The organism is Nocardioides yefusunii, from assembly GCF_004014875.1.
Classification (GTDB): domain Bacteria; phylum Actinomycetota; class Actinomycetes; order Propionibacteriales; family Nocardioidaceae; genus Nocardioides; species Nocardioides yefusunii.
In genome coordinates this window covers 1,794,875-1,806,949 of the sequence record NZ_CP034929.1, presented here as the reverse complement: position 1 = coordinate 1,806,949, position 12,075 = coordinate 1,794,875, and the positions used below count along the sequence as shown (strand labels likewise).

The 12,075-nt window shown below is 68.8% G+C and carries 12 protein-coding genes; 7 read left to right on the top strand and 5 right to left on the bottom strand.

The window, feature by feature from the left end; genetic code table 11:
• Positions 1-14 precede the first annotated feature (14 nt).
• From EOV43_RS08225 to EOV43_RS08195, 7 genes are all read left to right on the top strand, one after another.
• Positions 15-1,016, top strand: a complete 1,002-nt coding sequence (locus EOV43_RS08225; protein ID WP_378529119.1) for a gluconeogenesis factor YvcK family protein — start codon at positions 15-17, stop codon at positions 1,014-1,016.
• Positions 1,017-1,107: 91 nt separating this feature from the next.
• Complete coding sequence (gene whiA, locus EOV43_RS08220; protein WP_128220860.1) at positions 1,108-2,094, top strand: DNA-binding protein WhiA; 987 nt, start codon at positions 1,108-1,110, stop codon at positions 2,092-2,094.
• Between the two features lie 123 nt (positions 2,095-2,217).
• The gene (gap, locus tag EOV43_RS08215) at positions 2,218-3,213 is read left to right on the top strand and encodes a type I glyceraldehyde-3-phosphate dehydrogenase (protein WP_128220859.1); all 996 of its coding nucleotides are present in this window, start codon (positions 2,218-2,220) and stop codon (positions 3,211-3,213) included.
• 50 nt (positions 3,214-3,263) lie between these two features.
• A complete protein-coding gene (locus EOV43_RS08210) occupies positions 3,264-4,463 on the top strand; it encodes a phosphoglycerate kinase (protein ID WP_128220858.1) in 1,200 nt (399 codons plus the stop codon).
• 152 nt (positions 4,464-4,615) lie between these two features.
• Positions 4,616-5,410: a triose-phosphate isomerase gene (gene tpiA / locus EOV43_RS08205; RefSeq protein WP_128220857.1), complete on the top strand. Its 795-nt coding sequence runs from the start codon at positions 4,616-4,618 to the stop codon at positions 5,408-5,410.
• A 29-nt stretch (positions 5,411-5,439) separates the two neighbouring features.
• Positions 5,440-5,670: a preprotein translocase subunit SecG gene (gene secG, locus EOV43_RS08200; RefSeq protein WP_128220856.1), complete on the top strand. Its 231-nt coding sequence runs from the start codon at positions 5,440-5,442 to the stop codon at positions 5,668-5,670.
• Positions 5,671-5,715: 45 nt separating this feature from the next.
• The gene (locus EOV43_RS08195; protein WP_128220855.1) at positions 5,716-6,075 is read left to right on the top strand and encodes an RNA polymerase-binding protein RbpA; all 360 of its coding nucleotides are present in this window, start codon (positions 5,716-5,718) and stop codon (positions 6,073-6,075) included.
• Between the two features lie 17 nt (positions 6,076-6,092).
• Here the strand turns inward: EOV43_RS08195 and pgl are convergent, their stop codons facing one another.
• From pgl to tal, 5 genes are read right to left on the bottom strand one after another with little or no spacing between them, the layout of a single operon-like run.
• Entirely contained in the window at positions 6,093-6,854 is a 762-nt protein-coding gene (pgl, locus tag EOV43_RS08190) for a 6-phosphogluconolactonase (protein ID WP_164878815.1), read from the bottom strand.
• Complete coding sequence (locus tag EOV43_RS15420; protein WP_164878814.1) at positions 6,851-7,774, bottom strand: glucose-6-phosphate dehydrogenase assembly protein OpcA; 924 nt, start codon at positions 7,772-7,774, stop codon at positions 6,851-6,853. The genes pgl and EOV43_RS15420 overlap by 4 nt, the downstream gene beginning before the upstream one ends.
• Complete coding sequence (zwf, locus tag EOV43_RS08185) at positions 7,771-9,312, bottom strand: glucose-6-phosphate dehydrogenase (protein ID WP_128220853.1); 1,542 nt, start codon at positions 9,310-9,312, stop codon at positions 7,771-7,773. The genes EOV43_RS15420 and zwf overlap by 4 nt, the downstream gene beginning before the upstream one ends.
• Positions 9,309-10,940, bottom strand: a complete 1,632-nt coding sequence (locus EOV43_RS08180) for a glucose-6-phosphate isomerase (RefSeq protein ID WP_206611294.1) — start codon at positions 10,938-10,940, stop codon at positions 9,309-9,311. The genes zwf and EOV43_RS08180 overlap by 4 nt, the downstream gene beginning before the upstream one ends.
• A complete protein-coding gene (gene tal / locus EOV43_RS08175; protein ID WP_128220852.1) occupies positions 10,937-12,043 on the bottom strand; it encodes a transaldolase in 1,107 nt (368 codons plus the stop codon). Before tal ends, EOV43_RS08180 begins: the two co-directional genes overlap by 4 nt.
• Between the last annotated feature and the right edge of the window lie 32 nt (positions 12,044-12,075).

Genomic DNA, 12,075 nt, shown 5'->3' with positions numbered 1-12,075 from the left:
TGCCGCTGCGTTCGATGACGCCCGAGGGCGGCCGTGACCGCGGTCCCAAGGTCGTCGCCCTGGGGGGAGGACACGGTCTCTACGCCACACTCTCGGCCCTGCGGACCCTGCACGAGCAGGGCAAGGTCTCCGAGATCACTGCCGTCGTGACGGTCGCCGACAACGGCGGCTCGTCGGGTCGGCTGCGCCAGGACTACGGCGTCCTTCCTCCCGGTGACCTCCGGATGGCGTTGGCTGCACTGTGCGGCACCGACGAGTGGGGCCAGACCTGGGCCGAGGTCTTCCAGCACCGGTTCGCCGGTGACGGCGACCTCCAGGGCCACGCCCTGGGCAACCTGCTGATCGTGGGCCTGTGGGAGCGCCTCGGCAGCCACGTCCAGGCGCTCGAATGGGCCGGTCGGCTCCTGGGCGCCAAGGGCAGGGTGCTCCCGATGGCCTGCAGCCCGCTCGACATCGTCGCCCAGGTACGGGAGTCGGTGGACGCCGAGGCGGTCGAGGTCCGCGGTCAGGTGCAGGTCGCGAAGGCTCCCGGTGAGATCGTGCGGCTCTCGCTCGACCCCGCCGACCCCGATCCGTGCGTCGAAGCGCTGGACGCGATCCGCGACGCCGACCTGGTCCTGCTCGGGCCGGGCAGTTGGTACACCTCGGTGCTGCCGCACCTGCTCGTCGACGACGTCCGCACCGCTCTGCAGGAGACCACCGCGCGTCGCGGTGTCCTGCTGAACCTGGTGCCGCAGGCCGGTGAGACCACCGGTTTCACTCCCCAGGACCACCTGAGGGTGTTGCACGAGCACGCACCCGGGCTGGTCGTGGACCACGTCCTGGCTGATCGCCACAGCGTCAGCGACGTGCCCGAGCTCTCCCGTGCGGTGGCCTGGCTGGGCGGTGAACTCGTCATGGCGGACCTGCGCGTGGGGGAAGACCCGCACCACGACCACGACCTCCTGGTCACTGCACTCGAGCACTTGGTGGCGCCGCCACGGACCGGCCTCGGTGCCGGCCGGGCCTCCGCCTGACGGGCGGGTCGAGGGCGTGGTCTGAGTTGCAGATCACGCCCTTGGCCCACTAGCGACACGCCGTGCGCGTGGGCGTGGCAGGATTCCGTGCATGGCGATGACGGCACAGGTCAAGGCAGAGTTGGCCAGCACCCAGATCACCAAGCCCTGCTGTCGCAAGGCCGAGGTGGCGACCCTCCTGCGTTTCGCGGGCGGGCTCCACATCGTGTCCGGGCGGATCGTGGTGGAGGCCGAGGTGGACACCGGTGCTGCGGCTCGACGCCTGCGCAAGGACATCGCCGAGGTCTACGGGCACCCGTCCGAGGTCGGCATGGTGCAGGGCAACGGCATTCGTAAGGGCACCCGCTACATCGTGCGCGTCGTGCGCGACGGAGAGTCGTTGGCCCGTCAGACGGGCCTGCTCGACGCCCGCGGCCGTCCCGTGCGCGGGCTTCCGCCGGCAGTCGTCAGCGGAGGTGGCTGCGATGCCGTCGCCGCGTGGCGTGGCGCCTTCCTGGCCCACGGTTCGCTGACCGAACCCGGTCGCTCCTCCGCGCTCGAGGTGACCTGCCCCGGACCCGAGGCGGCCCTGGCTCTGGTCGGCGTCGCCCGTCGCCTCGGCATCCAGGCCAAGGCCCGCGAGGTCCGTGGCGTCGATCGCGTCGTCATCCGCGACGGAGACGCCATCGGTGCGCTCCTGACGCGTCTCGGGGCACACGAGACGCTCCTGGCCTGGGAGGAGCGACGCATGCGCCGCGAGGTCCGTGCCACCGCCAACCGTCTGGCCAACTTCGACGACGCCAACCTGCGTCGCTCGGCCCGTGCTGCGGTGACGGCAGGCGCCCGGGTGGAACGCGCGATGGAGATCCTCGGCGACGAGGTGCCCGACCACCTCGCGCTGGCCGGTTCCTTGCGTCTGGAACACAAGCAGGCCTCCTTGGAGGAGCTCGGCCAACTGCACGAGCCCGTCCTGACCAAGGACGCGATCGCGGGCCGGATCCGTCGTCTGCTGGCGATGGCCGACAAGCGCGCCCAGGACCTCGGCATCCCCGACACCGAGTCGTCGCTGACCCCGGAGATGCTGGCCGACGAGGGCTGAGTGCCTGCCCGCGGAGCCTGCGGGATGTGATCCATGACCGTTTGCGGACCGTCCGTGTCGGTCCGAGGTCACGACCAGATAAAGTCGGTGTCGCTGTTCGACTTTGTCTACCCAGGAGTGACTGTGACTGTCCGCGTAGGAATCAACGGCTTCGGCCGCATTGGCCGCAACTTCTTCCGTGCCGTGGCGGCGTCGGGTGCCGACATCGAGATCGTTGCCGTCAACGACCTCACCGACAACGCCAAGCTGGCGCACCTGCTCAAGTACGACTCGATCCTGGGTCGCCTCGACGCAGAGGTCTCCTCCACCGAGACCTCCATCAAGGTCGGCGACAAGGAGATCGCTGCCTTCGCCGAGCGCAACCCGGCCGACATCCCGTGGGGCACCGTCGGCGTCGACGTCGTCGTCGAGTCCACCGGTTTCTTCACCGACGCCACCAAGGCTGCTGCTCACCGCGCCGCCGGCGCCAAGAAGGTCATCATCTCCGCGCCCGCCTCCAACGAGGACATCACCATCGTGATGGGCGTCAACGAGGGCCAGTACGACGGCGAGAAGCACCACGTCATCTCCAACGCGTCGTGCACCACCAACTGCCTCGGCCCGATGGCGAAGGCGCTCAACGACGCCCTCGGCATCGAGAAGGGTCTGATGACCACGGTCCACGCCTACACCGCGGACCAGAACCTTCACGACAACATCCACTCGGACCTGCGTCGCGCCCGTGCCGCCGCTCTGAACATCGTCCCCACCTCCACCGGTGCGGCCAAGGCCATCGCCCTGGTCCTCCCGGAGCTCAAGGGCAAGCTCGACGGCTACGCTCTCCGCGTCCCGACCCCGACCGGTTCGCTCACCGACCTCTCCTTCGAGGCCTCGCGCGAGACCACCGTCGAGGAGGTCAACGAGATCATCAAGAACGCCGCTGACGGCAAGATCCTGAAGTACTCGACCGACCCGATCGTCTCCTCCGACATCGTGACCGACTCCGCGTCCTGCATCTTCGACGCTCCGCTGACCAAGGTCATCGGCAACCAGGTCAAGGTCGCCGGTTGGTACGACAACGAGTGGGGCTACTCCAACCGCCTCGTCGACCTCATCGGTCACGTCGCCAAGTCCCTCTGATCCAGCACAGCTGCTGAATCACCACGCGTAGAGACGGAGTCATCCACACCATGAGCACCCTCGAGTCGCTCGGCGACGTCCGCGGCAAGCGCGTTCTGGTCCGCTCGGACCTGAACGTCCCGCTGGACGGCACCACGATCACCGACGACGGCCGCATCCGTGCGTCCGTCCCGACGATCAAGGCCCTTTCGGACGCCGGCGCCAAGGTCGTCGTCACCGCCCACCTGGGCCGCCCCCAGCGCGCCCCGGAGGCGAAGTACAGCCTCGCACCGGTCGCTGAACGTCTCGGTGAACTCCTGGGACGTCGCGTGGCATTCGCCACCGACACCGTGGGTGACTCCGCCTCCACCGCAGTGGCGGGTCTCGGCGAGGGCGACGTCGCCCTCCTCGAGAACGTCCGCTTCAACGAGGGCGAGACCAGCAAGGACGACGCCGTGCGCGGCGCGTTCGCTGACCAGTTGGCCGCCCTGGCCGACGCCTTCGTCTCCGACGGCTTCGGCGTCGTCCACCGCAAGCAGGCCTCCGTCTACGACGTGGCCACCCGCCTCCCGTCCGCCATGGGCGGACTGGTGCAGGCCGAGATCGACGTCCTGCGTCGTCTCACCGTCGAGCCCGAGCGTCCCTACGTCGTCGTCCTCGGCGGCTCGAAGGTCTCGGACAAGCTCGCGGTCATCGACAACCTCCTCGAGAAGGCCGACAAGCTGCTCATCGGTGGCGGCATGGTCTTCACCTTCCTCAAGGCCCAGGGCCACGAGGTCGGCAAGAGCCTGCTCGAGGTCGACCAGATCCCCACCTGCCTGGCCTACCTGGAGCGTGCGGCCGCCAACGGCGTGGAGATCGTCCTCCCGACCGACATCGTCGTGGACACCGAGTTCCCCGCCGGTCCCCGCACCCCGGAGCCGCAGGTCGTGGCCGCCGACGCCATCCCGGCCGACGCCCTCGGCCTCGACATCGGCCCCGCGTCCGGTGCTGCGTTCGCTGCTGCTCTCGCGGACGCCAAGACCGTCTTCTGGAACGGCCCGATGGGCGTGTTCGAGGTCGACGCCTTCGCCGGCGGCACCCGTGCTGTTGCCGAGGCCCTGACCAAGACCCCGGGTCTCTCGGTCGTCGGCGGTGGCGACTCCGCCGCTGCCGTGCGCGCACTCGGCTTCGACGAGGCCGCCTTCGGTCACATCTCGACCGGTGGCGGCGCCTCCCTCGAGTATCTCGAGGGCAAGGACCTCCCCGGCATCTCCGTCCTGGAGCGCTGAGCACGAGCGTCGACCCCCGGAACCTCTCCAGGCTCCGGGGGTCGACGCTCGTTGCACACCCGGTCGGACACCTCCTGGGACGCTCCGCCCGACACCCTGCACACCCACCTCACCACCCGGTCGAACCCTCGACCCTTGCGAGAAGAGGCACCATGGCTGCGAGCCGTACCCCGCTGATGGCGGGCAACTGGAAGATGAACCTCAACCACCAGGAGGCCGTCGTCCTGGTCCAGAAGCTGGCCTGGACGCTTGAGGACAAGAAGCACACGTACTCCAACGCCGAGGTCGTGGTGATTCCCCCGTTCACCGACCTGCGTTCGGTGCAGACCCTCATCGACGGTGACCGTCTCAAGGTGAAGTACGGCGCCCAGGACGTCTCCGTCCACGACTCCGGTGCCTACACCGGCGAGGTCTCCGCTGCCATGCTGTCCAAGCTGGGTGTCTCCTACGTCGTCGTCGGTCACTCCGAGCGTCGCGAGTACCACGCCGAGACCGACGCCGTCGTGAACGCCAAGGCGCACAAGGCCCTGGCTGCGGGCATGACGCCGATCGTCTGCGTCGGCGAGGGCCTCGACGTCCGCAAGGCCGGCGAACAGGTCTCCTACACCCTGGCCCAGGTCGAGGGCTCGCTGGCCGGCTTCACCGCCGAGCAGGTCGCTGGTCTGGTCGTCGCCTACGAGCCCGTCTGGGCCATCGGCACCGGCGAGGTCGCCACCCCCGAGGACGCCCAGGAAGTGTGCGGCGCCATCCGTGCCCGTGTCCGTGAGCTCCTCGGTGACGAGGCGGCCGACGGTCTCCGGGTCCTCTACGGCGGTTCGGTGAAGTCCTCCAACGTCGTCGGCATCATGGCCAAGGACGACGTCGACGGCGCCCTGGTGGGCGGCGCGAGCCTCGAAGCCGAGGAATTTGCGGGAATCTGCCGTTTCCGTGACCTGCCCGCGGTCTGAACGACCGACTCTGACGTAAGGTTCGACTCGTGGAACTCGTACTCCAAATCCTGCTCGTCCTCACGAGCCTTCTCATGATCATGCTCGTCCTGCTGCACAAGGGACGCGGTGGCGGTTTGTCCGACATGTTCGGCGGCGGCGTCTCCAGCTCCTTGGGCGGCTCTTCCGTGGCTGAGAAGAACCTCGACAAGTTCACGATCGCGACCGGCATTCTCTGGTTCGCGACCGTGGTGGGACTCGGCGTGGTGCTGGCGTACTGATGATCTGAATCCGTTGGATGCATTTCACTCTGGGAGGGGTTTGAGATGGCTGGTGCAGGAAATGCGATCCGGGGTAGCCGGGTCGGCGCTGGGCCCATGGGAGAGGCCGAGCGTGGTGAGGCAGCACCTCGACAGACGGTGACGTACTACTGCGCGAATACACACCACTCGGTGGTGGCGTTCGCGCGGGAAGCTGCGGTACCTGAGAGTTGGGACTGCCCCAAGTGTGGTCTTCCCGCCAGTCTGGACGCGGAGAACCCGCCTCCTGCACCGCGGATCGAGCCGTACAAGACGCACCTGGCCTACGTGAAGGAGCGCCGCTCCGACACCGAGGCCGAGGACATCCTCGAGGAAGCGATCCAACTGCTGCGCTCACGGCGCAAGTCAGGGGAGATCGTCTTCTGAGAACGGGCGAAGCCGCCTCACTCCGTCAGGAGAGAGGCGGCTTCGTCGTCGAGGAACCAGATCACGTCGGCGTCGTCCGCGCGTGCGGCTGCGCTCACCGTGCCCAGCGGCAGGTCTGATCCTGCCGACGCCAGGGCCACGGACTCGGCCTTGCCGGCCCCGGTGGCGAAGGCCCAGAGGCGCTGGGTACGGGCCAACCGCTCGGCCGTGAGGCTGAGACGCATGGGTGGTGGCTTGGGCGAGTCACGTACGGCCACGACGTCACCGTGGACGTCCTGGTCGGTGTGCCCGGGGAACAGCGACGCGACGTGCCCGTCGGGGCCGGTGCCCAGCATCACGAGGTCGAAGCATTCGGGGGCGCCGGACAGATCGTCAGCAGCAACGAGGGCTGCGGCGCTCAGCTCGGCTGCGCCGGCGCGCTCGGGGGCGGCAGGGAAAGGGTGCACCTGCTCGGGGCGCAGCGGTAGGACGTGCAGAAGGTCGTGGTGTACCTGGAGGTGGTTGCGTTCGGGGTCGTCGGCGCCCACGAATCGCTCGTCGCCCCACCACAGGTGCAGTGACGACCACCGGATCCGAGTGATCTGCTCGTCACCGACGCGCACCCGGGAGGCGAGGGCACGGTGCACGGTGGCGGCGACGGTCCCGCCGGTGAGCACCACGTCGACGCGGTCCCGCATCGGGGTCAGGTCGACCAGCAGTGCGACGAGTGCGTCGGCCACGGTCGAGGCGACGCCGTCGGGGTCGGAGCGGACGACGTGGGTCACGGCAGCAGCGCTCACGAGTCGCCCTCCACCGCGTCCCGCAGCCGGACCAGACGCCGTGCAGTGTCGGCGTAGACGTCGTCCTCGTCGAGGTGGCGCAACTCCTCGCTGAGGAGCTCGTCGGCAGTGCGCCGTGCCAGCGGCACCGGACGGGTCGGTGAACCGGGGATGCTCAGTTCGGCGACTCGCTCGTCGAGACGTCGCACCACCACGTCGCCGTCCGCGGTCTCGATCACGACTGCCGCGATACCGGTGCCCTGGGAACTCTCCCGAGCGACCGGCACCCGCAGGCGGTCGGTCAACCAGGCGACCATCAGTTCGGTGGACGGGCTGATGCGTTCACCGATGACGGTCGCACCGGTGACCTTGCTGGTGTGCTGGTCGAGTGCAGCAGCCAGAAGGGCCCGCCACGGGGTGAGCCGGGTCCAGGCGAGGTCGGTGTTGCCGGCGGCGTAGGAACGGCACTGGTGGGCGATCGCCGTGGTCTTCTGCTTGGTGACCGCCGCGGCGTCGGTGATGCGGCGTTGGGCCAACTGACCGATCGGATCGGCAGCGGGGTCGGTGGGAGCGTCGACCGGCCACCAGACGACGACGGGGGAGTCAGGGAGCAGGAGCGGCAGGACGACGGACTCGGCATGCCGCACCACTTCGCCCTTGAGTCGGATCAGGGCGGTCTCGCCGGCGCGACCCGATCCGGTGCTGATGTCGGCGTCGACCCGGGCTGCTCCACGTCCGTCACCCATGACCAGGGCCAGGACACGTGCTGGGTGCTCCTGTGAGGCCCGCTGGGCGATCTCCATGGCCTCGGCGGCCGCGTCCTCCCGAGCGACCACGACCAACGTCATCACCATGCCCATCGCAGGGCTTCCGGCGTCACGACGGGCCCGGACGAACTGGGCAGCGATCCTGCTGGCGGTGGTGTTGTCGAGAGTGATCATGGACGTCTCCAGAGCCGGTCGGTGCGTTGCAGCATGGTGTCGGCCGACGCCGGACCCCAGGTGCCGGCCGGGTAGCCCTCCGGACGTCCCTGGCCGGCCCAGTACTCCAGGACTGGGTCGAGGATCTCCCAGGAGAGCTCGACCTCCTCGTGCCGCGGGAACAGCGGCGGGTCGCCGAGAAGGACGTCGAGGATCAGACGTTCGTAGGCCTCGGGGGAGTGCTCGGTGAACGTGCCGCCGTAGGCGAAGTCCATGCTGACGTCGCGGATCTCCATCGCGGTGCCCGGCACCTTGGACCCGAATCGGACCGTCATGCCCTCGTCGGGCTGGACCCGGATCACGACGGCGTTCTGGGTGAGGTCCTCGGTGGACTCCTCGGTGAACGGGACGTGAGGCGCGCGCTTGAAGACCACCGCGACCTCGGTGACGCGGCGGCCCAGACGTTTGCCGGCACGGAGGTAGAACGGCACGCCCGCCCAGCGCCGGTTGTCCACCTGCAGGGTGATCGCCGCGTAGGTCTCGGTGACGGAGTCGGCGCTGATGCCCTCTTCCTCCAGGAACCCGGGAACCTTCTCGCCACCGGCCCAGCCAGAGGTGTACTGACCCCGGGCGGTGGTGCGGTTCAGCGGTCGGGAGAGCTGTACCGAGGAGAGCACCTTCTGCTTCTCCTGCCGCAGGAACTTCGACCCGAAGGAGCTCGGTTCCTCCATCGCCACCAGGGCGAGGAGCTGCAGGAGGTGGTTCTGGATGACGTCCCGGGCGGCACCGATGCCGTCGTAGTAGCCCGCACGACCACCGATGCCGATGTCCTCGGCCATCGTGATCTGGACGTGGTCGACGTAGTGGGAGTTCCAGATCGGTTCGAAGATCGTGTTCGCGAACCGCAGCGCCAGGATGTTCTGGACGGTCTCCTTGCCCAGGTAGTGGTCGATCCGGAAGACCGCACTCTCGGGGAAGACGTCAGCCAGCACCTGGTTGAGTTCACGCGCGGACTCGAGGTCGCGGCCGAACGGTTTCTCGACGACGACGCGACGCCATGCGTCTCCACCGTCGACGAGTCCGTACTCCTTGAGCTGACCCACCACCGAGCCGAACATCCCCGGCGGGATGGCCAGGTAGAAGGCGTGGTTGCCGCCGGTCCCGCGCTCCTGGTCGAGGTCGCTCAGGGTCGTACGGAGCTCGGCGAAGGCAGCCCCGTCGTCGAACTCGCCGGAGACGAACCGGAACCCCTCGGAGAGTTGGTCCCAGACCTCCTGACGGAATTCAGTACGTGCGTGGTCGCGCACGGCCTGCTCGACGATCACGGCGAAGTCCTGGTCCTCCCAGTCACGACGCGCGAAGCCCACCAGGCTGAATCCCGGCGGCAGAAGACCACGGTTCGCGAGGTCGTAGATCGCCGGCATGATCTTCTTGCGCGAGAGGTCGCCCGTCACGCCGAAGAGCACCATGCTGCACGGCCCAGCAATCCTGGGGAGTCGTCGGTCGCGGGGGTCCCTCAGCGGGTTGCGTCCATGGTCACTGCCCAGGCCTGCTGTCATACAAGTGCCTCCATGAGGTCTCTCAGCGCGAAGGGGCCGTTCACGTGCAGTCGTAGCACAGGACGTCCGCGCGTGGCCAGTACCTCGGCGTCACCCTGCGCCTGTGCGTCGATGAACTCCCCGAGGGTGAAGGGGCGTCCGGGGACCTGGACGTCGCCCTGCGGAGCCACCGTGATCTGCAGGTACACGCCGGTGGCGGGCCCACCCTTGTGGTACTGGCCGGTGGAGTGCAGGAAGCGGGGTCCCCAGCCGAAGGTGACCGGGCGCCCGAGCTTGACCGCGAGACGTTCGCGGACCTCCTCGAAGCGGTGGTCGCGCAGTCGGTCGCTGTACACCTGGATGGCGAGGTAGTCGCGCGGTTCGCGCACCAGGGAGTAGAGCGTCTCGACGGCCGCCTCGACGGTGCGTGTGCTGTTCGGGAGCAGATCGGGGGAGGTGAAGACCTCGACCTCGTCGACGACGAAGGACGGTGAACGACGTTCGACGTCGCCGTCGAGCATGGACCGTGCGGCGAGCTTGGCGCTCTCGACGTCCGGCTGGTCGAACGGGTTGATCTCCAGCAGGTGGCTGGCCACGGCCGTGGCGGCCTCCCACAGGAGGAACTGGGCGCCGAGCGAGGCGCGGACGTGTGCAGACCATCCCGAAAGAGCCGGGACGTCGGGCACGAGGTCCCCGAAACTCACCAGGAGGCCGTCCGGGGTGGACTCGGCGAAGCCGGCTGCGGCGGGGGAGCCGACCACGACCGGCAGCAGGCCGGTGCCGTGCTTGCCGGTGGACTCGGCCACGAGCTGCTCGATCCAGACCCCGAGGGTCGGGGCGTCGGAGTCGCTGGGCGCGAGGACGAGCTTGTCGACGCCGCTTCGGACGGCCTCCCCCATCAACGCACCGAGGCGCAGCACGGGGTTGTCGGGGGAGTCGGAGGCGAAGGCGGTCGAGACGGCCAGTGCCTGGGCCAGGAGGGCGTCGACGTCGACGCCGGCCAGGGCCGAGGGAACGATGCCGAAGGCGCTGAGCGCGGAGTAGCGTCCTCCGACCTCAGGGTCGGCACGGAAAACGGTGTACCCGGCCTCCTGGGCTGCGACGTCGAACGGCGAGCCCGGGTCGGTGATGACCACGATGTGCTCGGCCGGAACGAGTCCTGCGTCAGTGAACGCCTGCACGAAGATGCGACGGTGCGAGTCTGTCTCGACGGTGCCACCGGACTTCGACGCGATCACCACGACGGTGTGTGACAGGTCCTGGGCAACCACCTCGGCGACCATGTCGGGGTGCGAGGAGTCGAGGACGACGAGTTCGCGTCCGGTCGACTCGCAGATGACCTCAGGTGCCAGCGACGAGCCGCCCATGCCGCACAGCACGACGCGGTTGATGCCGCGTGCGTGCAACGTCGATGCGTGTTCCCGTGCGGCCGTGGCGACGCTGGTCGCGCGACTGGCGAGGTCGACCCAGCCGAGACGTTGTGCAGCCTCGGCCTCAGCGTCGGCCCCCCACAAGGTGGCGTCGCGACCGAAGAGCCGCGATGCCACCTTGTGCTGGACCAAGGAGTCCAACGCAGATGCGTAGGACGATCCGTGGGGATTGCGCGTCTCCAGGTCCGCCCCCTCGTTCCCGGAGAACGTGGTGATCACGAGATGGTGACTCCGTCCAGCTTGGCCTGGACCGTGTCGAGCAGTTCGCCCCACGAGACGACGAACTTCTCGACGCCCTCGGTCTCCAGCTTGTGGATCACGTCGGCGAGGTCGATGCCTGCCTCCGTGAGTGCGGCGAAGTCCGCCGCGGCGCCATCGTAGAGAGTGGAGACGGTGTCGCCGGTCACTTCTCCGTGGTCGGCGAAGGCGTTGAGCGTCGCCTCGGGCATCGTGTTGACGGTGCCGGGGGTGACGAGCTCAGAGACGTAGAGCGTGTCGGGGTAGGCCGGGTTCTTGACGCCGGTGGAGGCCCAGAGTGGGCGCTGTGCCTGGGCGCCCCGGGCGGCAAGGGCCGTCCAGCGCTCGGATGCGCTGACCTCGGCAAACGCCTGGTGAGCCAGTCGGGCGTTGGCCAGAGCGGCCTTGCCCTGCAGGGCGACGTCGGCGCCGAGCGCCTCGAGGCGGGCGTCGACCTCGCTGTCCACCCGGGAGACGAAGAAGCTCGCGACCGAGTGGATGGTGCTGAGGTCCTTGCCGGCCGCGGCTGCGGCCTCGATACCGGCCAGGTGGGCCTCGAGAACCTGGCGGTACCGGTCCAGACCGAAGATCAGGGTCACGTTGACGCTGATGCCCTCGGCCAGCACCCGGGTGATGGCCGGGAGACCCGCGTCGGTGGCCGGGATCTTGATCATCGCGTTGGGGCGGTCGACGCTCTTCCAGAGCGCGAGGGCCTGGGCGACCGTGCCCTCCTCGTCGTCCGCGAGAGTGGGGGAGACCTCGATGGAGACGCGACCGTCACGACCCTCGCTGGCGGCGTACACGTCGGCCAGGACGTCACACGCGTTGCGGACGTCCTCGGTGGTGAGGTCGAAGACGACCTCCTCCACACCGGTTCCGGCCTTGGCGTGCGCAGCCACGGCAGCGTCGTAACGCTCGCCCTTCGACACCGCCCCGGCGAAGATGCTCGGGTTGGTGGTCACGCCGACGATCGAACCGTCAGCCACGAGCGCGGCGAGGTTGCCGCTCTCGAGGCGCTCACGGGAAAGGTCGTCGAGCCACACCGAAACGCCAGCTGCGCCCAGTGCCTTGAGTCGTGCGGTCACGTCTCCTCCTCGGAGGTGTTCCGTTGGTGGGG